22 protein-coding genes are annotated in these 26,138 nt (G+C 69.1%); 15 read left to right on the forward strand and 7 right to left on the reverse strand.

Features of this window, described 5'->3' with window-relative positions; genetic code table 11:
* Positions 1-45 precede the first annotated feature (45 nt).
* Genes HDA45_RS05085 through HDA45_RS05100 form a run of 4 tightly spaced genes read left to right on the forward strand, consistent with a single transcriptional unit; the run spans position 46 to position 3,528 of the window.
* Positions 46-513: a helix-turn-helix domain-containing protein gene (locus tag HDA45_RS05085; protein ID WP_184892314.1), complete on the forward strand. Its 468-nt coding sequence runs from the start codon at positions 46-48 to the stop codon at positions 511-513.
* Between the two features lie 5 nt (positions 514-518).
* Complete coding sequence (locus tag HDA45_RS05090; RefSeq protein ID WP_184892315.1) at positions 519-914, forward strand: VOC family protein; 396 nt, start codon at positions 519-521, stop codon at positions 912-914.
* Positions 915-954: 40 nt separating this feature from the next.
* Positions 955-2,823, forward strand: a complete 1,869-nt coding sequence (locus HDA45_RS05095; RefSeq protein WP_184905313.1) for a Na+/H+ antiporter — start codon at positions 955-957, stop codon at positions 2,821-2,823.
* 18 nt (positions 2,824-2,841) lie between these two features.
* The gene (locus HDA45_RS05100; protein WP_184892317.1) at positions 2,842-3,528 is read left to right on the forward strand and encodes a histidine phosphatase family protein; all 687 of its coding nucleotides are present in this window, start codon (positions 2,842-2,844) and stop codon (positions 3,526-3,528) included.
* On the opposite strand, the gene HDA45_RS05105 is transcribed toward HDA45_RS05100, so the two are convergent.
* Both HDA45_RS05105 and HDA45_RS05110 read right to left on the reverse strand, forming a co-directional pair.
* Positions 3,491-4,258 carry an ABC transporter permease gene (locus HDA45_RS05105; RefSeq protein WP_184892319.1) on the reverse strand — a complete coding sequence of 256 codons (768 nt, stop codon included), beginning with the start codon at positions 4,256-4,258 and terminating at the stop codon, positions 3,491-3,493. The two genes, HDA45_RS05100 and HDA45_RS05105, sit on opposite strands and share 38 nt — an antisense overlap.
* Positions 4,259-4,285: 27 nt before the next feature.
* Positions 4,286-4,771 (reverse strand): MmpS family transport accessory protein, encoded by a 486-nt coding sequence (locus tag HDA45_RS05110; protein ID WP_184892321.1) that lies wholly within the window; start codon positions 4,769-4,771, stop codon positions 4,286-4,288.
* A 231-nt stretch (positions 4,772-5,002) separates the two neighbouring features.
* Here HDA45_RS05110 and HDA45_RS05115 point away from each other — a divergent pair, with 231 nt between their 5' ends.
* Complete coding sequence (locus tag HDA45_RS05115) at positions 5,003-5,731, forward strand: helix-turn-helix domain-containing protein (protein WP_184892323.1); 729 nt, start codon at positions 5,003-5,005, stop codon at positions 5,729-5,731.
* Here HDA45_RS05115 and HDA45_RS05120 read toward each other — a convergent pair.
* A complete protein-coding gene (locus HDA45_RS05120; RefSeq protein ID WP_184892325.1) occupies positions 5,662-7,149 on the reverse strand; it encodes an FGGY family carbohydrate kinase in 1,488 nt (495 codons plus the stop codon). The two genes, HDA45_RS05115 and HDA45_RS05120, sit on opposite strands and share 70 nt — an antisense overlap.
* Before the next feature lie 114 nt (positions 7,150-7,263).
* On the opposite strand from HDA45_RS05120, the gene HDA45_RS05125 reads away from it, so the two are divergent.
* The 3 genes from HDA45_RS05125 (at position 7,264) to HDA45_RS05135 (ending at position 9,914) form a co-directional block, all read left to right on the forward strand.
* Entirely contained in the window at positions 7,264-8,244 is a 981-nt protein-coding gene (locus tag HDA45_RS05125; RefSeq protein WP_184892327.1) for a substrate-binding domain-containing protein, read from the forward strand.
* 333 nt (positions 8,245-8,577) lie between these two features.
* Positions 8,578-9,159 carry a DNA-binding protein gene (locus HDA45_RS05130; protein ID WP_184892329.1) on the forward strand — a complete coding sequence of 194 codons (582 nt, stop codon included), beginning with the start codon at positions 8,578-8,580 and terminating at the stop codon, positions 9,157-9,159.
* A gap of 98 nt (positions 9,160-9,257) precedes the next feature.
* On the forward strand, positions 9,258-9,914 hold the full coding sequence (locus tag HDA45_RS05135; protein WP_007028108.1) for an RES family NAD+ phosphorylase: 657 nt from the start codon (positions 9,258-9,260) through the stop codon (positions 9,912-9,914).
* A 7-nt stretch (positions 9,915-9,921) separates the two neighbouring features.
* On the opposite strand, the gene HDA45_RS05140 is transcribed toward HDA45_RS05135, so the two are convergent.
* On the reverse strand, positions 9,922-11,880 hold the full coding sequence (locus HDA45_RS05140; protein ID WP_184892331.1) for an alpha/beta fold hydrolase: 1,959 nt from the start codon (positions 11,878-11,880) through the stop codon (positions 9,922-9,924).
* A 30-nt stretch (positions 11,881-11,910) separates the two neighbouring features.
* On the reverse strand, positions 11,911-12,885 hold the full coding sequence (locus HDA45_RS05145) for a TerC family protein (protein ID WP_184892333.1): 975 nt from the start codon (positions 12,883-12,885) through the stop codon (positions 11,911-11,913).
* Between the two features lie 293 nt (positions 12,886-13,178).
* On the opposite strand from HDA45_RS05145, the gene HDA45_RS05150 reads away from it, so the two are divergent.
* The 5 genes from HDA45_RS05150 (at position 13,179) to HDA45_RS05170 (ending at position 20,029) form a co-directional block, all read left to right on the forward strand.
* On the forward strand, positions 13,179-16,070 hold the full coding sequence (locus HDA45_RS05150; RefSeq protein ID WP_184892335.1) for an alpha/beta fold hydrolase: 2,892 nt from the start codon (positions 13,179-13,181) through the stop codon (positions 16,068-16,070).
* Positions 16,063-17,022: an ABC transporter permease gene (locus tag HDA45_RS05155; RefSeq protein ID WP_184892337.1), complete on the forward strand. Its 960-nt coding sequence runs from the start codon at positions 16,063-16,065 to the stop codon at positions 17,020-17,022. The genes HDA45_RS05150 and HDA45_RS05155 overlap by 8 nt, the downstream gene beginning before the upstream one ends.
* Positions 17,023-17,281: 259 nt before the next feature.
* On the forward strand, positions 17,282-17,704 hold the full coding sequence (locus tag HDA45_RS05160; protein WP_184892339.1) for a hypothetical protein: 423 nt from the start codon (positions 17,282-17,284) through the stop codon (positions 17,702-17,704).
* 43 nt (positions 17,705-17,747) lie between these two features.
* Positions 17,748-18,518, forward strand: a complete 771-nt coding sequence (locus HDA45_RS05165; RefSeq protein WP_184892341.1) for an enoyl-CoA hydratase/isomerase family protein — start codon at positions 17,748-17,750, stop codon at positions 18,516-18,518.
* A 101-nt stretch (positions 18,519-18,619) separates the two neighbouring features.
* Positions 18,620-20,029: a S28 family serine protease gene (locus HDA45_RS05170; RefSeq protein ID WP_184892343.1), complete on the forward strand. Its 1,410-nt coding sequence runs from the start codon at positions 18,620-18,622 to the stop codon at positions 20,027-20,029.
* A 230-nt stretch (positions 20,030-20,259) separates the two neighbouring features.
* On the opposite strand, the gene uvrB is transcribed toward HDA45_RS05170, so the two are convergent.
* Together uvrB and HDA45_RS05180 are read right to left on the reverse strand one after the other, a co-directional pair.
* Positions 20,260-22,419: an excinuclease ABC subunit UvrB gene (gene uvrB, locus HDA45_RS05175; protein WP_343071983.1), complete on the reverse strand. Its 2,160-nt coding sequence runs from the start codon at positions 22,417-22,419 to the stop codon at positions 20,260-20,262.
* A 51-nt stretch (positions 22,420-22,470) separates the two neighbouring features.
* Entirely contained in the window at positions 22,471-23,727 is a 1,257-nt protein-coding gene (locus tag HDA45_RS05180) for a DUF5685 family protein (RefSeq protein ID WP_184892345.1), read from the reverse strand.
* A gap of 143 nt (positions 23,728-23,870) precedes the next feature.
* Here HDA45_RS05180 and HDA45_RS05185 point away from each other — a divergent pair, with 143 nt between their 5' ends.
* Positions 23,871-24,386 carry a ribonuclease FAU-1 family protein gene (locus HDA45_RS05185; RefSeq protein WP_184892346.1) on the forward strand — a complete coding sequence of 172 codons (516 nt, stop codon included), beginning with the start codon at positions 23,871-23,873 and terminating at the stop codon, positions 24,384-24,386.
* A gap of 140 nt (positions 24,387-24,526) precedes the next feature.
* Complete coding sequence (locus HDA45_RS05190; RefSeq protein ID WP_184892348.1) at positions 24,527-26,059, forward strand: glycosyltransferase family 39 protein; 1,533 nt, start codon at positions 24,527-24,529, stop codon at positions 26,057-26,059.
* The last annotated feature ends 79 nt before the right edge of the window (positions 26,060-26,138 follow it).

The raw sequence follows: 26,138 nt of genomic DNA on the forward strand, positions 1-26,138 counted from the left end.
GGCCCCCTTCGCCGCCCGGTGAAGGGGGCCTTTCGGCGTCCCGGCGTGGGTTACGCTTTCCGGGTGACCGGACAGCGTGACCCAGGCCCGCGCCTGCGCGACCTCGCCATGCTGCGACGCGTCCGCGACCGGATCGATCGCGACTACGCGCAGCCCTTGGACGTCGAGGCGCTGGCGCGCGGCGTCCACGTCTCGGCCGGGCACCTGAGCCGCGAGTTCCGCGCCGCGTACGGCGAATCGCCGTACAGCTACCTGATGACCCGCCGGATCGAGCGGGCCATGATGCTGCTGCGGCGCGGGGACATGTCGGTCACCGAGGTCTGCTTCGACGTCGGCTTCTCGTCGCTGGGCACCTTCAGCACCCGGTTCTCCGAGCTGGTCGGGATCTCGCCGAGCGCCTATCGCAAGCAGGCGGTGGAAGAGGGCCGCGGCATGCCCGGCTGCGTCGTCAAACAGGTCATGCGGCCGATCAGGAATAAAGAAGCGGCTTCTCCGCGTCCCGACCTACCTTGATCCTCATGACCCTCTCGATTCACGCGTCCTTCCTCCCCAGCGACGATCTCGAGGCCTCTCTTTCCTTCTATCGCGACATCTTGGGCTTCGAAGTGCGTGACGAAGGCGCGCTGCGGGTGACCGTCGGCCCGCCGGGCCAGCCGGGGACGTCGCTCGTGCTCCATTCCCCGGTCGCCGATCCGGAGATCACCGCCGAGGAACGCGCCACGATCGCCGAACTGATGGCCAAGGGCAGCTACGCGACCGTCGTGCTCTCCACGCGGGACCTGATCGCGACGTTCGACCGGATCCAGGCGACCGGCGCGGACGTCGTCCAGGAGCCGCTCGACCAGCCCTGGGGCGTCCGCGACTGCGCTTTCCGCGACCCGGCGGGCACCCTGGTGCGTATCGAACAGCGGTAGCCGGGCCTCGGTGCGCGCGCACCGGGGCTCTCGGGTGATGATGAGCGGCGTGGAGATCGCGGTAGAACTCGTGGCACTGGTGGTGGCCGTCCTCCTGGTCACCGCCGCGGCGCGGAAACTCGACTGGTCGGCGCCCCTGTGCCTGATCGCGGTCGGGGTCGTCGCTTCGTACGTCCCCGGCGTCCCGGAGTACGAACTGGACCCGGAGGTCGTCCTGCTGGGGCTGCTGCCCCCGTTGCTGTACGCGACCGCGATCCGCACCTCGCTGATCGACTTCCGCCGCAACCGCGGGCCGATCCTGCTGCTTTCGGTGGGTCTCGTCATCTTCACCACGGCCGCGGTCGGTGTCGTGGCGTGGCTGGTGATCCCCGGTCTGCCGCTCGCCGCCGGGCTCGCGATCGGCGCGGTGGTGGCCCCGCCCGACGCGGTCGCGGCCACCGCCGTCGCGCGCAAGGTCGGGATGCCGCGCAAGCTGACCAGGCTGCTGGAGGGCGAAAGTCTGTTCAACGACGCGGCCGCGCTGGTCGCGTTGCGGACCGCCATCGCGGCCATCGCCGGTTCGGTCAGCCTGCTGCAGGTGGGCGGGGACTTCCTGCTCGCCGCGGGTGGCGGGCTGGTGATCGGTTTCGCCGTCGGCGCGCTCGCGGCGATGATCCGCACCCGGCTCGAGGATCCGGTCAGCGACACCGCGCTTTCGCTGGTGGTCCCGTTCGTCGCCTACCTCGCCGCCGAGGCGATCCACGGTTCGGGAGTGATCGCCGTGGTCGTCGCGGGCCTGATCCTCGGGCACAAGGCGCCCAGCATGCTCTCGGGCCGCTCCCGGCTGGCGAGCAGGCTGAACTGGCAGACCATCCAGTTCCTGCTGGAGAACATCGTCTTCCTGCTGATCGGGCTGCAGGTCCGCCGGATCATGACCGAAGTCGGCGACAGCGGGCTGAGCGCGCTCCAGCTCGTCCTGATCTGCGTCGCCACACTCGCCGCGACGATCCTCACCCGCGTCGTCTGGATGGTCGGCATCGGCCTGACGCGACGCGTGTTCCGCCGTCACGCCTGGCCGTGGCGGTACTCGACGGTGATCGCCTGGGCGGGGATGCGCGGGGTCGTCACGCTCGCGGCCGCGTTCGTGCTGCCGGCGGACACCCCGCAACGGGCCGTGCTGGTGCTGGTCGCGTTCGTGGTGGTGGCGGGAACGCTGCTGCTGCACGGGACGACGCTGCCGATTCTGGTCCGCCGCCTGAAACTGCCCCCGCCCGATCCCGCCGAGGACGCGCTTCAGGAGGCCGCCGTCCTCAACGACATGACGCGGGCCGCGCTCCAGGAGCTGGAGAAGATCCGGACCCCCGAGGATCCGGACGACATCGTCGAACGGCTGCGCAGCAGGCTCCAGCATCGCTCCGACTCGGCTTGGGAGGAGCTCGGCAGGCAGAGCGCGCTGACCGAAACGCCGAGCGACGCCTATCGCCGCCTGCGGTTGAGGCTGCTCGAAGTCGAGCGGGAGAAGTTCCTGGAGGCGCGCGACTCCGGGATGGCCGATGATGATGTCCTGCGCCGGATCCTCGAACGCCTCGACATCGAGGAATCCATGCTGGACAGGGAGGAGGAGGCCGTGCCGGACTCCGATCGGGAACTGCGGACACCCGCCGCGACGGCGGGATCCTGCAAACATCTGACCAAGGAGTGGCCAGAAGTCCAGCCTAGTGCTCCGGACGTGTGCGCCGTCTGCGTCGAGAACGGGATGACCTGGGTCCACCTGCGCGAATGCGTCAAATGCGGGAACGTCGCCTGCTGCGACTCCTCACCGGGCAAGCACGCGACCGAGCACTTCCACGAAACCCTGCATCCGGTGATGCGCAGCCACGAGCCCGGCGAGACCTGGCGCTGGTGCTTCGTGGACAAACAACTGGGCTAGCTCGGTATCGTCCGATGCATGAGCACGCCAGAGCAGGAGATCGAATACCGCCAGCACCGGTTCTCGCCCCCTCCGGGATCGACCGAGATCTTCCTCGTCCGCCACGGTGAATCGGCCCCGGCGAAGGGCGACGCGCCGTTCGACCTCGTCGACGGGCAGGCCGATCCGGACCTCGCGCCGGAGGGCAGGGACCACGCCGAAAGGGTGGGGCGCCGTCTGGCGGACGAGCGGATCTCCGCGCTGTACGTGACGACGCTTCGCCGGACCTCGCAGACCGCGGCGCCGTTGGCGGCGAAGCTCGGGCTCACTCCGGAGGTCGAAGCCGACCTGCGGGAGATCCACCTCGGCGACTGGGAGAACGGGCTCTTCCGCCGCTACACCCACGAAGGCCACCCGATCATCGAAAAGCTGTGGCGGGAACAGCGCTGGGACGTCATCCCCAGCGCCGAGACGATGGAGACGTTCAACGGCAGGCTCCGCGCGGCCATCGGCAGGCTCGCGGCGGCCAACCCGGACCGGAGGATCGCCGTGTTCACCCACGGCGGTGTCATCGGCGAAATCTTCGCGAACGCCAGCGCCGCGAAGAACCGGTTCGCGTTCCTCGGGGCGGACAACGGCTCGATCTCACATCTGGTGGTGTCCGGCGACGACTGGATGGTGCGGCGGTTCAACGACACGTCGCATCTTCAGTCGCCTTTCGGCTGATCCGGCCGGCCGCGACCAGGTGCACGGCGACCAGGACCGCGACGGCTTCCGCCGCCAGCAGCCCGATGAGCACGAGCACCTGGGTCACCCCGGCCTGCAGCGGCCCGGCGCCACCGAGGAGGACACCGACGTAGGCGCCGGGAAGGGTCACCAGGCCGACGGTGCGCGTCTGGTCGAGCGCGGGGATCAGCGCGTGCCCCGCCGAAGGGCGGCAGATCTCGAGCGCGGCGGGACGGCGGAGAAAACCCAGCGCCAGCGCGGCTTCGTACTCGCCGTGCCGGGACACGAGCTCGTCCAGGGCGCGCCTCGCCGCTTGGGAGGTCGCGGACATCGCGCCGCCGATGACGATCCCGGCGATCGGGACGATCGCGATGGGCCGCCACGGGACCACCCCGGTCGCGAGGACGAGCGTCAGCACCGGCACCACACCGGACGCGATGGCGAGCGCGACCCACACGAGATCCTTGGCCACCCCGATCCGGCGCGCCGAGGTGACCGCCGCGATCACGAACATCAGCAACACGAACCCGCCGGTCAGCCAGCCCGATTTCAGGATCCCGACGATCACCAGCGAGACAGCGGCGAGTTGCACGACGGCGCGCGCGGCCGCGAACAGCACCGCCTTGCCCTGTCCCAACCGACCGAACTGCACGACTGCCGCGCCGAAGACGGCCAGCACGGCCAAGACCACGGCGAGCACGGGACCGAAAGCGATCGCACCATCCGTCACGCGGATGATCCTGCCGCAGAGCGGGGATCAGGACGTGCAGGTCACCGGCGCGCCCGCGGCGGGGGCGGTGCGGTCGCTGACGACCTCGCCGTCGACGAGGATCCGGCACCGCAACGCGCCGCTGCCCGTGCCCTGCGCGGAGAGACTGTAGAACTCGTCGCGGCCTTCTTGGCTCGCGCGCTCGAAGGTGGTGCTCCACGGCGTCGTCACTTCGGTCTTCTGCATGAGCTCAGAGCCCTGCGCGACGTACGTGACGTTCTGAGCGCCCTTCGCGCCGGAAAGCTCGTAGACGACCGAGTGCGTCACGGTGCGCACGGCGGCCGCGGCCTGTTCGACCTGCGGCGCGGGCGGGTTCTGCACCGGCTTGGACGCCTTCGGCAGCACATAACTGGTCAGGGTGACGGCGACGGCCATCACACCCAGCACGACCACGATGGTCCCGAGCGGCTTCAGCCTGCCCGGGGCACCCTGCGCCGGCACCGATGCCGGAGGGGTCGCGGTGGGAACACCCATGGAGAGGTCTTCTCTCGTCCGAGCGCACTTCCAACGAGTGCGTCGACTACTTCTCGTTCCAACGTGACTCCGCGTTAGCCGTTATCGGGAAGAAACCCGATATTCACCCTTTTGGGTGCCCTAAACGCCGAGGAACACCTGGTCATGGGGCGATTGGCGTAAACAGACTGAGCCGGATAGCTCACTTTGAGTGATATGCCCGGCGGACTTCTGTCGTACCCCCGGGGCATCATGGCAACCGTGTATCGCGAGACGACGGCACCCGGTGAGCTGGAGGGCGTGGTGCGCTGCCGGTGGGAGGACACGGGCCGGGCGCCGAAGCGGATCGTGCCCGACGGCTGCGTCGACCTCGTGGAGAGCGGCGGCGAGGTCTTCGTCGCCGGGCCGGACACCACGGCCTGGACCTGGGAGACGCCGCCCGGTGTCCGGGCGCGCGGCGTGCGGTTCGCGCCAGGCAGGGCACACGACGTCCTGGGGCTGGGTGCCGACGAGCTGCGTGATCAGCGTGTCCCCCTTCGCGACCTGTGGGGCAAGGAGGGCGAACTGCTGGCCGAGCGGGTGCTGCGGGGCGCCGCTTCGCTCTCCGACGTCGTCGCTGAACGCCGGACCGGACGAGGCGACCGGGAGATCGCGGAACTGATCGCCCGGCTCGACCGCGGTGTCCCCCGGGTCTCCGCCGCGCTGGCGCCGTTCTCGACCGGGGAACGGCAGTTGCGGCGGCGATTCACCCTCGCGGTCGGCTACGGCCCGGCGACGTACCTGCGCGTCACGCGGTTCCAACGTGCCATCGGGCTCGCCGGGAAGGCGCCGGATCTCGCCTCGCTGGCCTTCGAGGCCGGTTACGCCGACCAGGCCCACCTGAGCCGGGATTGCCGCGAGTTCGCCGGGGTTCAGGCGAGGGAGTTCTTCCGCGCCAAAAAGTGCGATATGTCCATTGTGGACCGGTACAGCGCGCGGTAGTGCGGATAGAACTCGTCGTAGACGTCCGCGTCGGCGCCCGGGCGCACGACCTCGGCGACCGGGTTCCAGGCTTCGATATCCGGCTCCCGCCCCAGTGCGAAGGACGCGAGAACGGCGTCGCCGAACGCGGCACCGATGGTTTCCGCGGGGATCTCCTGCTCGATCCGCGCGACGTCGCTGACGATCCGCGTCCACACCCCGCCCTGTGTCCCGCCGCCGACGGCGACGAACCGCCGCGTGCCGCCACCGGCTTCCCGCATGGCTTCGAGGTTGTGCCGCACCCCGTACGCCGTGCCTTCCAGTGCCGCGCGGTACAGATCGGCGCGGCCGTGGGAGGTGGTGAGCCCGGCGATGACGCCGCGCGCGTCCGGATCCGGTATCGGTGTCCGTTCTCCGGCGAAGTACGGCAGCATCAGCAAACCGCGGCTGCCCGCCGGGACCTCGCCCGCCGCCGAGGCGAGTTCGCCGAACTCGCCGCCGGTGAGATCGCGTAGCCAGTCGGTGATCGCCCCGGAAGTGGCCATACCCGCCGCGAGCGAATAGGTGCCGGGGAACGCGCCTCGCGTCGTCCACAACCCCTGGGCGGGACGGGGATCGGCGAGCGTCTGGATCAGGAACATCGTGGTGCCGTACATCAGCATCGTGTCCCCGGGCGAGGTGACACCGACACTCGTCGCCTCGGCCCAGGCGTCGACAGTGCCCGCCGTCACCGGGATCCCCTGCGGCAGCCCGGTTTCCGCGGCCGCCTCGGCGGTGACCGAGCCGACCACCTCGGTCGGCCACGCGAGCCTGGGCAACTCGACACCCGGAGCGATCGCGGCGACCCGGTCCGGCGCCCACCGCGCCTCGCGCAGGTCGTACATCGGGTCGCATTGACTGGCGGAATGGTGGTCGAGGACGTACTCACCGGTCAGCCGGAGCACGAGGAACGAACTCGCCATCAGGAAGAGCTTCGCGCGTTCGAACACGTCCGGCTCGTTCTTGGCCAGCCAGCGCCACTTCGGCCCGACGGCCTGCGAGCCGAGTGCGCTGCCACCGCGTTCCACAATGGATTCTTCGCCGAATTCCCGGTTCAGCTCACGGATTTCGTCATGTGCGCGGGTGTCGACGCCGTAAAGGATCGCCGGGCGCAAAGGTTTCCCTGAACCATCGGCGGGAAGGAGTACCGGTCCGGCTCCGCTGACCGACACTCCGATGATGGGATGATCCCCGGCGCCTGCCGAGAGTTCCCGGGCCAGGACGAGGAAGTCTTGCCACCACACGGTTTCGGCGTCGTGTTCGAACCAGCCGGGACGAGGGCGGGAAGTGTCGTGCCGCCGGGATGCTCGTGCCATCACGGTGCCCCGGGAATCGACGAGGACACCTTTGGAGCTCGAGGTGCCGATGTCGATTCCGAGCACCAGGCCCGGTTCGCCCACGGCACCTCCCGACTTTCCGGCGCCAGTAGCGCGATCAGCGGATGGTAACGATTGTCGGTCAAGCTATTCTTCCCGTGCGAAGGTGTCAAGACACCTGCAGAAGGGGAGGTCACGGTGGCCACCATCAACGACGTGGCGGCGAAGGCCGGGGTTTCGACGGCGACCGTGTCGAGGACGCTCAACGGAAAGTCCACTGTGGACCCGGTACTCGCGGCACGAGTGCAGGCGGCCGCCGCGGAATTGGGTTATCACCCGAACGGGCTCGCGAGGAATCTGCGCCGTCAGGAAACCGCGGTACTCGCGCTCATCATCTCCGACGTGGAGAACCCGTTCTTCACCGCGATCGCCCGCGGCGTGGAGGACATCGCGCAGACCGCGGGCTACTCGGTGGTGCTGTGCAACGCCGACGACAACGAGGAGAAGGAGCGTCGCTACATCGACGTCGCCCTCCAGGAGCGGGTCGCCGGCGTGGTGCTCTCCCCCACCGGCCGGGCCACCAACGTCGACAGGCTGACCCAGCGCGGCACGCCCGTGGTCGCCGTCGACCGGCCACTGCTGGAGAACACCGGCGACCAGGTGCTCGTCGACACCCGCCTCGCCGCCCGCGACGCGACACGCCACCTGCTCGACGGCGGCTACCGGCGGGTCGCCTGCGTCAGCGGGCCGCCCGGGGTGCGCACGGCCGAAGACCGGCTGGCCGGCTATACCGACGCCGTCGGCGCGGAGAACGCGCTCACCCGGCGTGCCGAGTTCCGCGCCGAGGGCGGCAGGCTCGCCGCGCTCAGCCTCCTCGACGAGCCGGAACCGCCGGACGCGCTGCTGGTCGGCAACAGCACGATGGCGATCGGCGTCCTGGAGGCGCTGGCCTCGCGCGGACTGCGATCGGGGCAGGACGTGGGGATCGTGTCGTTCGACGACGCGCCGTGGACCACGTTGATCGACCCGCCGCTGACGGTGGTCGCCCAGCCCGCGAACGACGTGGGCAAGGTCGCCGCCGAGCTGCTGCTCGCCCGGATCGGCGACAGCACGCGCAAGGCCACGACGACCACGCTGCAGGCGAAGTTGATCGTGCGCCGGAGTTCACGGCGCGGCTGACGACGGAGATCCCGGTGCACGACGTGCCTGGGCGACCGGTTCGCACCGGCCGCCCAGGAACGCCCCACCCCCTTGTTCCCCCAAGCCGGCCCCACACCAGCCGGGTTCTCCGAAGCGGTGGGAAGAAATCGTTTACCTTTCGGAAGGTAAATTCCCGCTTACGACCTGTCAAGCCGGAATCCCTGGACAAGGTCGCCCGTTCCGGGCACACTGTTCCGATATTGCCTACTGCGCGTGTTTGATTCCGTGCGCTCTGTGTTCATCTCTGGTGAATTCACCCACGAAATCGAGATGAGACCGCACGAACCCGCACAGACGAGTTACCCTGGGCGCATGTCCATAGCGCTCGAGAACGTTCTCGCCAAGGCGGGCCTGAAGGTCGACGCCAACGAGTTCCTGAACCTCGTCGAGGACGCGGCGCGGAGGCTCTCCCCGCCGAACCCCGATCCGTCGCATTACTTCTCGGCGGATCAACGTGCCGCGCTCACCGACGTCGGCCTGGACATCTCCCCCCGCAGCGAGGACGAACCGGACTTCCGTGCCCGCACGGTCGCCGCGCACGCCGTGCTCGCCGACTCCGCGCTGAGCGTGCTGGAGGCGGCGAAAGCACTGGGCGTGGACGACAGCCGCATCCGCCACCGCCTCAAGGAGGGCAGGCTCACCGGCTGGAAGGATCAGGGCTGGCGCCTGCCCGCCTGGCAGTTCACCGGCTCCGGGGTCCTGCCCGGCCTGGAGGTCGTGCTGCGCGCCGTACCCGAGGACCAGCCCGCGCTCGTCGTCGCCGCGTTCATGAGCACCCCGCAGGCCGATCTGGTGATCAACGACCACCCCGCCACCCCGCGCCAATGGCTGCTCTCCGGCGGCGACCCCGAACATGTCGCAAAGCTGGTGGCCACCCTGGGGCTGCCGTTCTAAGGTGTTCTGCCCGACGACGGAAAATTTCAGTCGGGGGTAGGCCGTAGGCTGACCCCACCGAGCAAGATCACCCGACAAGGACGGACGACTCCCGAGGTATGGCCCGGCTCCCCCTGCCGCCCGCACGCTCTGTCCTGGTCAAGGAGCTGCACCGCACCAACGACGTGGTGACGGTGCACCCCGGCACCAGGCTGGTCAGGATCTTCACCGCGCACGGCAACCACCCCCAGCAGTGGAATTCGTTCCGCTACAGCGGCCCGCTCCCCCACGGCCGCTTCGACCCGCAGACACCGGGCCGCGGCGGACGCCCGGTCACCGACCCCGGGAACGGCGTCCTGTACTTCGGCCTCACCGTGCGCACCAGCATCGCGGAGGTCTTCCAGACCACGTCGACGGTCGACCGCAAATCCCGCGGCCCGCGCCTGGTCGTCGTCCGGCCGACCCGCACGCTGCGGTTGCTCGACCTCGCCGGTCTGTGGCCGACCCGCGTCGGCGCCTCGCAGGAGATCTCCAGCGGCCCGAAGAAGATCACCCAAGCCTGGGCGCGCGCCATCCGCGCGGCCTTCGGTGACCTCGACGGTGTCTGGTACCGGTCGTCGATGGACTCCGGAGGCCCCGCGCTCGCGCTGTGGGATCCCCCCGCCGGGAACTCGCTCCCGGTCGCGCCGGACGTGCTGCTCCCACTGGACCACCCGGGACTCGACGTCCCGCTGGGCCGGGTGTGCGAGGAGCTGAACTACACGCTGTTGAGCTGAAGCCCGGTCAGAGGTGCCGGCCCCACCACTCCAGGACGGCGTCGAACCTCTGCACCCGGTGCCGCGGCTGCCCCGAGCGCGTGAGTTCGTGCCCTTCGCCGGGGAACAGCAGGAACTCGGCGGGGACACCGTTTTGCCGGAGCGCCACGTACATCCGCTGCCCCTGCTCCAGCGGGCACCGCCAGTCCTGCTCGGAGTGCGCGACCATGAACGGGATGTCGATCTTCCCCGCGTACGAAAGCGGGCTGCGCTTGCGCTGCTCGTCGGGATCGTCGCCGACGTAGCCCCCGGCGAAGAACCAGCCGATGTCGGAACTGCCGGTGAACGAATCCCAGGCGTTGACGGCGCGCTCGCTCCACGCGGCGCGGAACCGCCCGCCGTGGTGCGCGGCGAGCCAGCTGGTCATGAAGCCGCCGTACGAACCGCCCATCACGCCGACGCGATCACTGTCCAAATTGGACAGCTTGAGCGCTTCGTCCAGCAGGGTCAGCAGATCCAGCGCGTCCACGGTACCGAAGCCGTTGATGACGCTGCGGCCGTGGCTCTCGCCGTAGCCCGCGGAACCGCGCGGATTCCCCAGTACGACGGCGTAGCCCGCCTCGGCAAGCACCTGCGCCTCGTCGAAGACCTTCCATTCGTACGGCGCGAACGGTCCACCGTGGATCATCAGGACCACGGGATGCGGCCCCTCGCCCTCGGGCCGGACGATCCAGCCGTGCACCGGGTAGCCGTCGGACGCGGTCGCGTCCAGCTCCTCCAGCGGCCGGATCCCGGTGTCCCGCAACGCCTTCGAGTAGTCGGTGAGCACGCGGGGCTCCGCGTCCGAAAGCAGTACGACGTCGCCGGCGCTCTCGGGCGTCCCGATCACCGCGGCGATCCGCGCACCGTCGACGGCGAACGCCTTCACCGCCGCGGACTCGCCCGCCAGGTATCGCAACGACTTCAGCTCGGCCAGTTCGGCGTCGAGCGGGACGGCGCGCAACTCGGCGGCACCGCGGGTGCGGACCACGACGAGCACCTCGTCACCGAGCACGGCCGGACGGCCGGCCGCGTTGTCGCAGTCCACCGATTCGACCTCGGTCAGCCGCCGCGCGGGCGAAGGCCCGTCACCGGAAGGCCACGGCGCGTGCCAGAGCCCGGTGTTGCGGGCGATCTCCTCCATACCGGGGAATTCGGTGCCGTAGAACAGGATCGAACCGTCCGGGGCCGAGACCGGCGTGGCCGCGGTGCCCAGGGTCCTGACCAGCAGCCGGGGTTCACCGCCGACGGCGGGCACGGCGTAGACGTCCGAGCGGACGGTGTCCTCGGCGGCCCAGTCCCGGGGCGCGACGATCAGGACGAACTCGCCGTCGACCGTCCACGAAGGATGCTCGACGTCGGCCCGGTCGTCGGTCAGCGGCACGAGATCGGCGGGCTTGGCCTCGTCCAGGGCGGCGACGGCGTCCACGACGAACAGACGTTGTGGACGGTCGTTGAGGAAACCGGCGTCGTCGACCCGGTAGAAGAGATTCGTGATGTGCCGCGGCGCTTCTTCGCCCGGCTCCGGGGTTTCGCCGTCCGCGTTCTCCGTGCCGTAGCGGCCCGGCTCGGGCACGCGGGCGACGAAGGCGATCCGCCGGGAATCGGGCGCCCAGACCGGGGCACCCGCGCCGAGGGGCAGGTCGGTGATCCGCTTCGCGTCGCCGCCGCCCGCCGCGATCACGTGCACCTGCGGCTTGGCCTCGCGCCCGGAGCCATCCCCCGCCCGGAGGAAAGCGACCCAGCGGCCGTCCGGGGAGATGACGGGGGCGGAGTCCTTGGTCCCGTGGGTCCAGGGCCCTTCCCCGCCGCTCGGATCGACCACGCACAGGCCGCCGCGATAGCTGTTCGTCTTCAGATCAGGCCTGCTCACAGCGGTGAGCAGCAGGTCTCCACGCAGCGTGGGAAGGCCGGGGACCGTCAGGGCTTCGATGTCAACGGGACGCACAGCCCCGACGGTACCCGATCCTTAGCAGCTCTAACTACTGATTGAAGAGTCCTGCTCAGCGGCTTCCAGCTTCTTCGCCTTCGACAGGCTGGCCAGCGTCGTCACGGTCAAGACCACGACGATGACACCCAGGGAGACCCAGTTGTTGATGTCCAGCCAGTCCGGCACGACGTGGTACTCGTGCAGCGCGTGCAGGAACAGCTTGGCGCCGATGAAGGCGAGGATCACCGCGAGGCCGTAGGACAGGTACACCAGCTTGGTGACCAGGCCACCGAGCAGGAAGTACAGCTGGCGCAGGCCCATCAGCGCGAACGCGTTGGCGGTGAAGACCAGGAAGGCCTCCTGGGTGATGCCGAAGATCGCGGGGATCGAGTCGACGGCGAACAGCAGGTCCGCGCTGCCGATCGCGACGATCACCAAGAACATCGGGGTGATCCAGCGCTTGCCGTCCTTCTTCACGAACGACTTGTGGCCGTGCCAGTCTTCGGTGACCGGGAAGATCTTGCGCACCCAGCGGGTGAGCGCGTTCTCTTCGTATTCCTCGTCCTCGTCCTTGTTGCGGACCATGCTCACCGCGGTCCAGATGAGGACGGCGCCGAAGAGGAAGAAGACCCAGACGAACTGCGCGATCAGCGCGGCGCCCACGGCGATGAACACGCTGCGCATGGCGAGCGCGAGCAGGATGCCGATCAGCAGCACGCGGTGCTGGTGGATCGCGGGCACCTTGAACGACGTCATGATGATCATGAAGATGAACAGGTTGTCGACGCTCAGCGAGTACTCGGTGATGTACCCGGTGAAGAATTCGACGCCGGGGTCATGGCCCCCGAAGATCCAGACACCGATACCGAAAGCGACCGCCACGGCGACGTAGAAGATGACCCACCGCGCGGCTTCGCCGGTGGTGACCTCGTGCGGCTTGCGATCGACGATGACCAGGTCGAGTGCGATCAGCGCGAGCAGACCGCCGACCGTGGCGATCCATAGCCACAGGGGAACAGACATGTAACCAACCCTCCGGATAGTGCACAGCAGCAACTAACCGGAGGTCTCTTCCGCCGGTACGAGACCGGCCGACGGTGCCGGGGGCCCGTGAAGACCACCGTGCTGACGACACCGCCGCGAAGGAATACTCCCCTCACAGCTGGTCCAGTTTGACCTGTCTGTACGCATGACGCCAGTTAAGGTTGCCCTTGTCACCAAGATGATGGTGTAACTCCCGTCACAACAGCCCCCTGCTGTGTGGTCCGTGTTAGCTCGGCGAGGCGTTCTCAGCTTCGGGCGAATACGGTCATTCCGTGCCCCGAATCCCGCTCCCTCGTACGCGAGGCGCGAAGCTCACCGCGCTCGCCGCGGTCGTGGTGGTCCTGGCCGCCGCGGCCGTCGTGTGGACGAACAGCGAACCCGCTCCGTCCACGGTCAAAACCCAGGAAGCGACCCTTGACCTGCCTGAAGTCCCAGGCTCGTCCGAGGTCGTCAAGATCGACACGACCACGTACCTCCCCGAGCAGACCCCCGCCCCCGCCGTCCTGCTCGCCCACGGTTTCGGCGGTGACAAGAACAGTGTCGCCACCGAGGCCCGCGAACTCGCCGAGAAGGGTTTCGTCGTCCTCGCCTGGTCCGCGCGCGGTTTCGGCCGCAGCACCGGGAAGATCGCGCTGAACGACCCCGACCGCGAGGTCGCCGACGCCAGGAAGCTGATCGACAACCTGGCCGCGCGTCCCGAAGTCCTCAGTGAGAACGGCGATCCGAAGGTGGCCGTGTCCGGCGCTTCGTACGGTGGCGCGCTTTCGCTGCTGCTCGCCGGGACCGACAAGCGGGTCGACGCGATCGCGCCGGTGATCACCTACAACGACCTCGCGCAGGGCCTCTTCCCGAACGCCGCCTCGGCCGCGCCCTCGACGGCGACCACTCCGGCCGCCGGCGCGTTCACCGCGGACGGCGTCTTCAAGAGGTCGTGGGCGGGCATCTTCTTCTCCGCCGGTTCCGGCGCGGCGCAGGGCGGCTCGCCCGCCAACGACGCGCCCGAAGCCGGTGACGAGACGAGCGAGTCCGGTGCTTCCCAGGGCGCCGCCGCGGCCGGTGCCGCGGCTCAGTCCCTTCCGCTCGGCGGACCGAACGGCCAGCGGCCGGCACCCGGCCCGGCCGACCCTTGTGGACGGTTCACCGCCGACGTCTGCCAGGCCTACACGGAACTCGCGACCACCGGCAAGGCGAGCCAGCGCACCGTCGACCTGCTTCGCCGCGTCTCGCCCGCGTCCGTCACGGACAAGATCACCGTGCCGACCCTGCTGGTGCAGGGCGAAAGCGACACTCTGTTCGGTTTGGACCAGTCCGACGCGACCGCCCGGCAGATCGCCGCGGCGGGCGGCAAGGTCCGCACGATCTGGTACACCGGCGGCCACGACGGCGGGAAGCCCGGGCAGAAGCTGCGGACGCAGATCGCCGACTTCCTCAAGTTCTCGTTGACCGGTCAGGGCACCGATCCCGGCACCGGGTTCAGCTACGACATCCAGGGCACGCTGCGGGCGAACGGCGCCCCCTCGGTCCGGACGGTCACCGCGCCCGCGTACCCGGGAGCCACCGGGGACGCCACCGAACGGCGGCGATTCGCACTGGAGGGACCGGCCCAGCCGGTCGTCCGGCCCGCGGGCGGAAACCCCGCCGCGGTGAGCGGGATCCCTGGGTTGAACGGGGCGGTGGCGGGCTCGTCCCGGCTTTCCGGTCTGTTCAGCATCGACCCGCCCGGTCAGGCCGCGCAGTTCGCGACGGCGCCGCTCGGCGAGCAGACGATCGTGGCCGGTTCGTCCACGGTCCGGCTGCAGGTGTCCGCGGATCCTTCCGCCGCGCCGCCACAGAAGGAAGCCGTCCTGTTCGCGAAGCTCTACGACGTCAACTCGGAGGGCGTCCGCACGCTTCCGGCCAACGCCGTCGCGCCCTTCCGCGTTTCCGGTCTGCCCGCGGACGGCAGCCCGGTCGAGGTGACGGTGACCCTGCCGGGCATCGTGCGTCCGCTGGAAGCCGGGCACACGCTCCGGCTGGTCGTCGGCACAACGGATCAGGCGTTCGCGACTCCGGTCGAGCCCGCGGTCTTCCGCATCGGGCTGGCGGACGGCGGAGGGCTGGGAGTCCCGGTCGTCCACGGCACGTCGGTCGGCGCGGGAGCGCCCGTCGCGCAGCTGCTGGGTATCGCCGGGACGCTGCTCGCGGGTATCGCGATCACGGTGATCGCCGCGTTCCGCCGCCGCCGCGCCCACGACGTCGACGAGAGCCTGTCGAAGACACCGCTGGTGATCGAAGGCCTGCACAAGGCCTACGCGGGCGGTTTCGTCGCGGTGAAGGACCTGTCGTTCCGGGTCGAACCCGGCCAGGTGCTCGGGCTGCTCGGGCCGAACGGCGCGGGCAAGACGACGACCCTGCGCATGCTGATGGGGCTGATCACGCCGACGGCGGGCCACATCCGCGTGTTCGGCCACTTGATCGCGCCCGGCGCGCCGGTACTGTCCAGGATCGGGTCCTTTGTGGAGGGTTCGGGCTTCCTGCCGCACCTGTCCGGCAAGGAAAACCTGGAACTGTACTGGGCGAGCACGGGCCGCCCGGAGGACAAGGCGCATTTCGCCGAGGCACTGGAGATCGCCGGACTCGGCGACGCGGTGAACCGGCGGGTCCGCACCTATAGCCAGGGCATGCGGCAGCGGCTCGCGATCGCGCAGGCGATGCTCGGCCTGCCGGAGCTCATGGTGCTCGACGAACCGACCAACGGGCTCGACCCGCCTCAGATCCACCAGATGCGCGAGGTGCTCCAGCGTTACGCGGCGACCGGGCGCACCGTGGTGGTCTCGAGCCACCTGCTGGCCGAGGTCGAGCAGACCTGTACGCACGTGGTCGTGATGCACCGCGGCATGCTGGTCGCCTCGGGTGAGGTCGGCGAACTGGCCGCGTCCAGCGGCGAGGCGACCTTCCGGGTCGACAAGCCCGCCGAAGCGGCCGAAGCGCTGCGGAAGGTCGGCGGCGTTTCCGGCGTCGACGTCGACGGGGAACTGGTCCACGCGGATCTCGACGGTCTCGCACGTGCCGAGGCCGTCGCCGCCCTCGTGCGCGCCGGGGTCGCGGTCGAGCAGGCCGGGCCGCGGCGACGGCTGGAAGACGCGTTCCTGCAGCTGGTCGGAGAGGACTCCAAGAGTGAGTAAGACCAATGGATCTCACCCGGCGACCCGGGCGGATCACGGAGTGCACACGGATCCGGCGGCACTGCTGGAGCTGACCGAGGTCGCGTCGCACGAACGGACCGAGGTCGGCCCGGACGGGGCGGTGGCGGGGTACCGCGCCGACCGGACGCTGCGGCTCGGTGTCGAGCTGAAACGGCAGCTCAAACGGCGCCGGACCCAGCTCATGCTGGGGTTCGTCGCGCTGCTGCCGTTCATCCTGGTGATCGCCTTCGAGATCGGGCAGGCCAATCCGAACCGCCGCAGCGGCGGTTTCGTCGACCTCGCCACCGCGAGCGCGCCGAACTTCGTGGTGCTCGCGCTGTTCGTCTCCGGGACGTTCCTGCTGCCGATGATCGTGGCGCTGTTCTACGGCGACACGATCGCGAGCGAGGCGTCGTGGTCGAGCCTGAAGTACCTGCTCGCGATGCCGGTCCCCCGGCATCGGGTGCTGCGGCAGAAGGCGATCGTCTCCGGCATCCTCTCCGCGGTCGCGCTGATCCTGTTGCCGCTGGTGGCGCTGATAGTCGGCGTCATCTGGTACGGCGCGGGCGACGCGATCAGCCCGACCGGGGACGCGGTGTCGTTCGGCGACAGCCTGATGGCCATGGGGCTGGCGACGATCTACATCATCCTGCAGCTGGCGTGGGTGGCCGGTCTGGCGATGCTGCTCTCGGTCGCCACAGACGCCCCGCTCGGCGCCGTGGGCGGTGCGGTGATCGTCGCGATCGTTTCCCAGATCCTCGACCAGATCACCGCGCTGGAAGGGCTGCGGGACTACCTGCCGACGCATTTCGCGTTCTCGTGGATGGACCTGATCTCGACCGACATCGACTGGACGAACATGGCCAACGGCATGCTGTCGGCGGCGTTGTACGGAACGGTGTTCTTCCTCCTGGCCGGACGCCGGTTCGCGACGAAGGACATCACCAGCTGAGAGCGTTTCCGTACTCGAAAAACACCGGGGCCCACCGGGAAGACGAAATTCGCTTCCCTGGTGGGCCCCGGTTTTCACTGGCCGTGGCGACCTTCACCCATTAGCGCCGGTAATCGGTGTTTCATGCGCATGCGACCATTGGTTTTTTCCGATCATCGACTCATTGGGTGAAAAGTTCGCATTCATCTTCGGCGATCCCCGAGAAATCCTTATCTTCAGGGGAAAGGTGCCGACGCGAGCAGAAAGCGGGGACGTGACCATGACCCAGTCACTCGAGATCCCGGTCCAGGAATTCTCGCTTGCGTGGACGATGACCGCCGACAAGGGCGGCAGAGTCGGATTCGCCGCTTCGGGTCAGGTGACGCTTCTCGACAACAAGCGTTTCTACAAGATCGACGGGGTTCTCTACATCTCCGAGGGCAGCACCTATTGCCGCGACATCGGCAATCCCCATCTGTTCGTCCGCCGCAACGGCGTCGAGGAGAGCGGCAGGCAATGGGGCTGGGAGACCATCTGCAACCGCAAGTCCTGCAGCAGGCTGTGCGCGATGGACGCCTACTTCGTCCGGACGGGCTACTGGGCACCCGCCGACCGGGCGATCCAGCTGAGCATCGGCGCCGAGTCCGGCTGGAACCGCAAGCGCTCCTTCAGCCCGACGATCACCGTGCGCCTCGCGGACTGAGCGGTCCACTGTAGATCTCCGCGGGCTCGGGTACGGTCGGCCCATGGCCACCTCTTCGATCCGCGTGGACGACGAAGGCGGGATCGCCGTCGTCACCCTGCAGCACGGCAAAGCGAACACCCTCGACACGGAGTTCTGTCAGGAGCTGGCCATCCGGCTCGAAGACGTCCAGCTCGGCGGATGTCGCGGTGTCGTGCTGACCGGCACCGGCGGCATCTTCTCGGCGGGCGTCGACCTGCGGCGGGTGCACGAAGGCGGCGCGGACTACGTCGAAGACTTCTTGCCCGCGTTGTCGGACGCGTTCCTGTCGGTGTTCGGCTTCCCCGGCCCGGTGGTCGCGGCCGTCAACGGGCACGCGATCGCCGGCGGGGCGGTGCTCGCCGCCGCCTGCGACCGCCGCGTCCTCGCCGACGGACCGAGCCGGATCGGGATCACCGAGCTGCTCGTCGGCGTCCCTTTCCCGTTGGCGGCGCTGGAGATCCTGCGTTCCGGGTTCGGCGCCGACATCCTCGCCGAACTCGCGTTCCTCGGCGAGACCCATCTGCCTGAGGACGCGCTCCGGCTCGGCCTGGTCAACGAAGTGGCCGCGCCCGAGGCAGTGCTGCCGCGCGCGATCGAGGTGGCCGGGAAACTCGCCGAGATCCCCGCGGCCGCGTACGCGCATACGAAGGCGCAGCTGCATCGGCCGTTCCACGAGCGGATCGCCGAACACCGCACCGGCGACGACGCCCACGTCCTCGAACTGTGGAGTTCGCCTGAAGCGCTCTCGGCCATCAAGGCCTACGTCGACCGCGTGCTCCGCCGCGCCGGCTGAATCGTCCCGATCAGCGGGACGAGGTCCGGATAGGCGATTGCCCACCAGCGGGGACTCTGTGAGTATCCGACCGCTCGAAGGTCGCGATGGGGAGGGCATGGATGCGGAAGCTCACGGCCGCGTGGTCGGTTCTGGCGATCACCGTTCTCACACTGGCCGGGCTGACCCCGGCCGCGCAGGCGGCACCCGAGGACATCAAGCAGGCGCTCGGGCGGATACCCGGCCTGACCGTCGTCTCGGAGAATCCGGCGCCCACCGGGTACCGGTTCTTCAAGCTCGCCTACACCCAGCCCATCGACCACCGCAGGCCGGGCGCCGGTACCTTCCAGCAGCGTTTCACCTTGCTGCACAAGGAATTCCGCGCGCCGATCGTGGTGTACACGAGCGGGTACAACGTGTCGGAATCGCCCAACCGCTCGGAGCCGACACAGATCGTCGACGGCAACCAGCTGTCGATGGAATACCGGTTCTTCACCCCGTCGCGACCGGACCGGCCGGACTGGGGCAAGCAGCTGACCATCTGGCAGGCCGCCGCCGACCAGCACCGCGCCGTGGAGGCCTTCAAACGGCTCTACCCGGGCAAGTGGCTCGCGACCGGCGGCAGCAAGGGCGGGATGACGGCGACATACTTCCGTAGGTTCTTCCCGAACGACGTCGACGCGACGATCCCCTACGTCGCGCCCAACGACGTGATCAACTCGCACGACCGCTACAACCGGTTCCTGGCGAACGTCGGGAACGATCCGGCCTGCCGTTCGGCGCTCAAGGCGATCCAGCGCGACGTGCTGACCCGGCGTCCGGAGTTCGCGGCGCTCGCCGCCGCCGACGCGGCCAAGAACGGCTACACGTTCACGACCGTCGGCTCGGCCGACATCTCGCTGGAGATCTCGGTCATCGACTCGTACTTCGCCTTCTGGCAGTACCAGAAGCAGTCGGACTGCGCGACGGTGCCGAAGGCCGGTGCCCCGGCGGCGGAGATCTACGCGTGGTTCGAACGCGTCGAGAGCCTCAACACCTACTCCGACCAGAACCTCGGGATCTACGTCCCCTACTACTTCCAGGCCGCCTACCAGCTGGGCGCCCCGGAATCCTACGAAGACTATCTCCGGGACCTGCTGCGCTACCCGGGATCCAACGTGTCACGGACGTTCGTGCCGAAATCGGTCGACATCCCGCGGTTCGATCACCTGGCGATGCCGGACATCGACTTCTGGGTGAAGACGCAAGGGAAGCGGCTGCTGTTCGTCTACGGCGGGAACGACCCGTGGGGTGCCGAACCCTTCCGGCTCGGCTTCGGCTCGAAGGACTCCTACAGCTACACCGTGCCGGGCGGGAACCACGGCGCCCGGATCTCGCAGCTCCCGGCGGCTCAGGCCGCCGAAGCCACGAACAGCGTGCGGCGCTGGGCGGGGCTACCCCCGGTTTCGCCCGGGGTGACCACCCGTTCGGTGCCGGCCGGCTTCCCGGACTTCGACGCGGACCTGAGCCTGCGGCACCGCCCGCGCCTCTGACCGGGCCGCCAACCAGCCACGCGGTCCCGCCGGAAGGCGTTGCGAAAGCCACTTTCACAACCTTCAACGTTGCGAAAGTGGCTTTCGCAACACCACCTTCCGGGGCCGAAAGGCAGAGGTGGCGTGTTCGGGCGGGACAGGCGAACCGACGTGATCAGAGGGCGAACTCACGTGATCAGAGGCGGAACTCGCGTGATCAGAGGGCGATCACGCGAGTTCCGCGTCGCGGGTTACTTGATGCCCGCTGCGTCCATGCCGCGAAGCTCCTTCTTCAGGTCCGAGACCTCGTCCCGCAGCCGGGCGGCCAGCTCGAACTGAAGGTCGCGCGCGGCCTGCATCATCTGGTCGGTCATCTGCTGGATGAGGTCGGCCAGCTGGGCTCGCGGCATCCCGGAGACGTCCTTGTCGACGAGCATCCCGGAGCTGCGCACCCTGTCACCCTGCTCGGGCTTCTTGCCACGCGAGGCGTTCCGGCCCGAACCGCCGACGGCGACCGTCTCCTCCGAGTCCTCGGCCTCGCTGTAGACGCGATCCAGGATGTCGGCGATCTTCTTCCGCAGCGGCTGCGGGTCGACACCGCGTTCCTCGTTGTAGGCAACCTGCTTGGCGCGACGGCGATCGGTCTCGTCGATGGCGTGCTGCATCGAGTCGGTGATCTTGTCCGCGTACATGTGCACCTCGCCCGACACGTTTCGCGCCGCGCGGCCGATCGTCTGGATCAGCGACGTGCCACTGCGGAGGAAACCCTCCTTGTCCGCGTCGAGGATCGCGACCAGCGAGACCTCGGGCAGGTCGAGACCCTCACGGAGCAGGTTGATGCCGACGAGTACGTCGAAATCGCCCGCGCGCAGCTGCCGCAGCAGCTCGATCCGGCGAAGCGTGTCCACCTCGGAGTGCAGGTACCGCACCCGGATCCCCAGCTCGAGCAGGTAGTCGGTGAGATCCTCCGACATCTTCTTGGTGAGCGTGGTGACCAGGACGCGTTCGTCCTTCTCGGCCCGATCGCGGATCTCGTGCACCAGGTCGTCGATCTGGCCCTCGGTGGGCTTCACGACCACCTTCGGGTCGACGAGGCCGGTGGGCCGGATGACCTGCTCGACGAACTCGCCGCCCGCCTGCCCCATCTCGTACGGCCCCGGCGTCGCCGACAGGTACACCGTCTGGCCGATCCGGTCGCTGAACTCCTCCCAGGTCAGCGGCCGGTTGTCGACCGCGCTGGGCAGCCGGAACCCGAACTCGACCAGGTTCCGCTTCCGCGACATGTCGCCTTCGAACATGCCGCCGATCTGCGGGACCGTCTGGTGCGACTCGTCGATGACCAGCAGGAAGTCGTCCGGGAAGTAGTCGATCAGCGTGGCGGGCGCCGTCCCGGCCTCGCGGCCGTCGATATGCCGCGAGTAGTTCTCGATGCCGGAGCAGAACCCGACCTGGCGCATCATCTCGATGTCGTACGCGGTGCGCATCCGCAGCCGCTGCGCCTCGAGCAGCTTGCCCTGCTTCTCCAGCTCGGCCAGCCGCTGCTCCAGCTCGGCCTCGATGCCGTGGATGGCCTTCTCCATCCGCTCCGGACCCGCGACGTAGTGCGTGGCCGGGAAGATGCGGACCTCGTCGACCTCTTTCACGATGTCGCCGGTGAGCGGGTGCAGGTAGTACAGCTTCTCGATCTCGTCGCCGAAGAACTCGACGCGGATCGCCAGCTCCTCGTACGCCGGGATGATCTCGACCGTGTCGCCGCGGGCGCGGAACGTGCCGCGCGCGAAGGCGATGTCGTTGCGGGTGTACTGCACGTCCACCAGTGCGCGGAGGAAGACGTCACGGTCGAGTTGCTCGCCGACCTTCAGCTTCGAAGACCGGTCCAGGTACGACTGCGGTGTGCCGAGGCCGTAGATGCACGAGACACTCGCGACCACGATGACGTCACGCCGGGACAGCAGGTTCATCGTCGCCGAGTGCCGCAGCCGCTCGACGTCGTCGTTGATCGACGAGTCCTTCTCGATGTAGGTGTCCGTCTGCGCGATGTACGCCTCGGGCTGGTAGTAGTCGTAGTAACTGACGAAGTACTCGACCGCGTTGTGCGGGAACAGCTCCCTCAGCTCGTTCGCCAGCTGCGCGGCGAGCGTCTTGTTCGGCGCCATCACCAGCGTCGGACGCTGGACGCGCTCGATCAGCCAGGCCGTCGTCGCCGACTTGCCGGTACCCGTGGCGCCCAGCAGCACGACGTCCCGCTCGCCCGAGTTGACCCGGCGTTCGAGCTCGTCGATGGCCGCCGGCTGGTCGCCGGCGGGCTTGTAGTCACTGACGACCTCGAACCGGCCGCCTGTCCGGGGGATCTCGGTGACGGGCCGGTGGTCCGACTGGGCGAGTACGGGGTGTTCGGATGCGAAAGCCACGGGAACCAGAGTAGGCGCAAGGTCCGACAGTTTCCGGTTCGCCTGGTCGGCTCAGCAGGAACAGTCACAGCAGGAACAGCAGTCACAGCAATCACAGTCGCAGTCGCAGGACGCGTGCGGTTTCCCGCTCCACGGTCCCGGATAGGGATCGCGGCAGCAGAACTGGCACGAACAGCACATGTAGGTCGCCACGGCGCAGCCGAAGAAGGCGCCCCTCGGCTGGGCTGGCACCCGGAACTTCGGCACCCAGCAGCCGCCGCCCTGGCCGTCGACCGGCGGGCCCCCGCCGTGTTTGCCCTTCTTCTTCGGCGGCTCCTGGGGCGGACCTCCGCCGCCGGGAGCGCCCTCCGGTGGAGGCGGCGGCCGGTGACCGCCCTGCTGAGGCGGATAGGGCTGATGCGGATGCTGTTGCGGTCGAGGTCCGGGCCCGATCCACCCCGGCGGGGGCTGCTGCGGGCCGTGGCCGAAGGCACGCCGCACCGCCTGACGCAGTTCGTGCACCAGCAACGCGTGGACCAGGGTGGGTTGAGCGAACCTCACTTCGCGAAGGGCGAGCTCGACGCCGAGGACGGCGTCGTCGCACAGCCGCCGCGCCTCGGCGAGCCCGGTCCCGGTGGCCGTCAGCGGGTTCCACGCGCCGGCGGCCTCGTCCTCGGCGAGGTCCTCGACGGCGTCGAGCAGATGCGCGGCCCTGCCGAACAGGCGTCCGGCCTCGGCCAGCGGCGCGGCGTTCTCCGGGCGGCCCGCCAGCACGGCGGTGTGCGCGAACGCGGCGGACGTCGCCAGTTCGGCGGGTTCGGTGGCGAGCACGGCCGAATCACCGAGGCGGACGGCGCGTTCGATCTCGCCCTGCCTGTCGACGGCCTCGGTCAGGACCGCCGTGTCGAAGCCGATCCGGGTGCCCGTGCGGCTTCCCTGGTCCGCCCAGCGCGTCGCCACCCGCTTCGCGGCCAGAGACACGGAACGCCGTGCGAACGCGCCGTCACGGTCTTCGACGTGGTCGCTGATCTTGGCCGAAGCCAGCACCAAGGAGACGGCCGCCGCGAGCTGGGCACCGCCGCCCTTCGCGACCGACGTTCCCTTCATCGCCCGAAGCGGGCAAGGGCCGGCGTCGCGCCTTCCCTCCGCACGCGGCGACTGGGCCTCGACGAGCGCCGAAATGATCAAGCCGTCATAGTTCGTCACCATTCGGGCGAGATGTCCGTGTTCATCGCGCAACGCCAGGCAGAGGCCGCACAGATGAGCGAGCCAATCCGCGTGCAGACCCGCGGAAAGCCGGTGGCGGCAAGGCCTGATGATGCCGAACATGCGTTGTCTCCCCAGTCACCCCTATGGCGGAACCAGCGCACCCTATCCGCCCCTGGCGCACTACTCCCGGGAAACCTCTGAACCGTGATCGTCCACCCGGTTGGGCGGTGGCCGCGAGCGCCACGGCCTTCCAAGATGGGCGCATGACCGCGCTGCACCCACCCAAGGTCGAGTACTTCGATCCGGCCGCGAAGACCAACACGGATCCCAAGGGCGTCGTGAGGGACGTCGAGGAATACCGCGAAGAGCCCTTCGGCCTCTACATGGCGCGGCCGGCCCCGGGCCGGAGGCAGTTCCACTACCTCGAGTCCTGGCTGCTGCCGGACTTGGGCCTGCGGATCACCGATTTCTGGTTCAACCCCGGTTACGAACGCGATCAGGACTTCTACCTCGACGTCGTCGACGTCCGCCGTGAAGACGGTGTCTGGGTCGCCACCGACCTCTATCTCGATCTCGTCCTGCGGGACAAGAAATCCGTCGAGGTGATCGACACCGACGAACTCCTCACCGCGGTCACCACCGGGCTGATCTCCCCCGCCGACGGCGAACGCGCGCTCGGTGTCAGCCACACGACCGTGGACGGGCTGGCCACCCACGGCCACGACCTGCGCGGCTGGCTGTCCACAAAGGACGTCACGCTAGCCTGGCGACGGCATTGACCGGTCGGCATCCACCGAACGGTTGATTCCGGCTCATCCCTTTGATGAAAGGAACCTGACCGGCCGGACGATTACCGGAGGAACAGCCTCGCGGGACCCTCGATCACGAGCGAAACCGATCGAGAGGGGGGCGGATACCCGTGGTCATCGAGGCCGAGGGACTCCGAGAGCGGTACGGCGAACGAGAAAGCGCGGGGGTCGCGCCGTTCGCCAGGACACCGGTACTGGCGATCGCCGGGGCGATGGGGGCGGTACTCGCGGCCACGGCGGGCCGCTACGGCTACTTCGGCGACGAGCTGTACTTCCTGGCGGCGGGCCGCCATCTGGACTGGGGGTATGCCGACCAGCCGCCGCTGCTCCCGCTTCTGGCCCGGCTGATGGACACGTTCGGCGCCGATTCACCCTTCGTCCTGCGGATCCCGGCGATGCTGGCGATGGTCGCCGGGGTCGTGCTGACCGCGTTGATCGCCAGGGAACTGGGCGGCGGCCGCAAGGCGCAGGTGATCGCGGCGGTGACCTTCGCGGTGTCCGTCCAGATGCTCGGCGGCGGGCACTACCTGGCGACCAGCACCATCGACCCGTTCCTGTGGACGCTGCTGAGCTGGCTGCTCGTCCGGTGGGTGCGCACCCGCGCGGACGGGCTCCTGCTCTGGAGCGGCGTGGTGACGGGGTTCGCGCTGAACACGAAGTTCCTCATCGGGGCCTTCTGGGCCGTCGCGCTGGTCGCCGCGGTGGCCTTCGGGCCCCGCGACCTCCTCCGCCGTCCGGCGCTCTGGCTCGGCGCCCTGATCGCCGCCGCGATGATCGCGCCCACCCTCGTCTGGCAGGCCGCGAACGGGTGGCCACAGCTGACGATGGGTGTGGCGATCTCCGAGGAGGTCTCGGCGGGCTGGGGCGGGCGGGTCACGTTCGTGCCGACGCTGGTGATGACCGCGGGCGTCCCGGTGGGAATGGTCCTCGTCTGCTACGGGCTGTGGCGGCTGCTGCGCTCCGAACGGCTGCGGCCGTATCGCTTCCTGGGCTGGACCGCGCTCGGCGTACTCGCCCTGTTCCTGGCGGCGAACGGGCGTTACTACTACGCGGCCGGGATGTTCGCCCCGCTGTTCGCCGCCGCCGCGGTGGAGATCGAAGCGGGTCAGGCGTCGAAGTACTGGCGCTGGATCGCCACCTGGCCGGTCTACGTCCTGGCGGCGGTGATCGCGATCCCGCAGACGCTTCCGGTCCTCCCGCGTTCGTCGGTCGCGAGCACCCCGGCCTGGGCGCGGCCGCTCCTCGCCGACGAGGAGATCGGCTGGCGGGAGATCACGGAGTCGGTCGCGCAGGCGTACCGCGCCGTTCCCGATCCGTCCGGTACCGGCATCATCGCGGCGAAGTACTGGCAGGCCAGTGCCATCGACCACTATGGACCGGAACTGGGCCTTCCCTCGCCGTCGAGCCCCAACCGCGGCTACGCGACGTTGCCGAGGCCGCCGGAATCGGCGCGGGACATCCTTTTCGTCGGGAACGACGCTTCGGTGCTTGTGCCGTACTTCACGCGGGTGCGCGAGATCGGCGCGCTCGACAACCGGGCCGGGGTGCCGAATTCGAGTCAGGGTATGAAGATCTGGCTGGCCACGGGGCGGAACGGGACTTGGGACGAGGTGTGGCCGAGACTCACGGACTGGGGCTTCTGAGTCTGGTCGGTCCGCTCACGACCGACGCGCCACGCCGGTGGCACGTAGGGTGCGAGGGGACCGGCACCCCGAGGGATCT

Origin of the sequence: Amycolatopsis umgeniensis, from assembly GCF_014205155.1 — a bacterium.
Taxonomy (GTDB): domain Bacteria; phylum Actinomycetota; class Actinomycetes; order Mycobacteriales; family Pseudonocardiaceae; genus Amycolatopsis; species Amycolatopsis umgeniensis.

Coding starts and splice junctions, on each gene's coding strand:
- HDA45_RS05090 (WP_184892315.1), top strand. CDS start 519: ATGACCCTCTCGATTCACGCGTCCTTCCTCCCCAGCGACGATCTCGAG.
- HDA45_RS05095 (WP_184905313.1), top strand. CDS start 955: ATGAGCGGCGTGGAGATCGCGGTAGAACTCGTGGCACTGGTGGTGGCC.
- HDA45_RS05100 (WP_184892317.1), top strand. CDS start 2,842: ATGAGCACGCCAGAGCAGGAGATCGAATACCGCCAGCACCGGTTCTCG.
- HDA45_RS05110 (WP_184892321.1), bottom strand. CDS start 4,771: ATGGGTGTTCCCACCGCGACCCCTCCGGCATCGGTGCCGGCGCAGGGT.
- HDA45_RS05115 (WP_184892323.1), top strand. CDS start 5,003: ATGGCAACCGTGTATCGCGAGACGACGGCACCCGGTGAGCTGGAGGGC.
- HDA45_RS05130 (WP_184892329.1), top strand. CDS start 8,578: ATGTCCATAGCGCTCGAGAACGTTCTCGCCAAGGCGGGCCTGAAGGTC.
- HDA45_RS05135 (WP_007028108.1), top strand. CDS start 9,258: ATGGCCCGGCTCCCCCTGCCGCCCGCACGCTCTGTCCTGGTCAAGGAG.
- HDA45_RS05145 (WP_184892333.1), bottom strand. CDS start 12,885: ATGTCTGTTCCCCTGTGGCTATGGATCGCCACGGTCGGCGGTCTGCTC.
- HDA45_RS05160 (WP_184892339.1), top strand. CDS start 17,282: ATGACCCAGTCACTCGAGATCCCGGTCCAGGAATTCTCGCTTGCGTGG.
- HDA45_RS05165 (WP_184892341.1), top strand. CDS start 17,748: ATGGCCACCTCTTCGATCCGCGTGGACGACGAAGGCGGGATCGCCGTC.
- HDA45_RS05170 (WP_184892343.1), top strand. CDS start 18,620: ATGCGGAAGCTCACGGCCGCGTGGTCGGTTCTGGCGATCACCGTTCTC.
- HDA45_RS05180 (WP_184892345.1), bottom strand. CDS start 23,727: ATGTTCGGCATCATCAGGCCTTGCCGCCACCGGCTTTCCGCGGGTCTG.
- HDA45_RS05185 (WP_184892346.1), top strand. CDS start 23,871: ATGACCGCGCTGCACCCACCCAAGGTCGAGTACTTCGATCCGGCCGCG.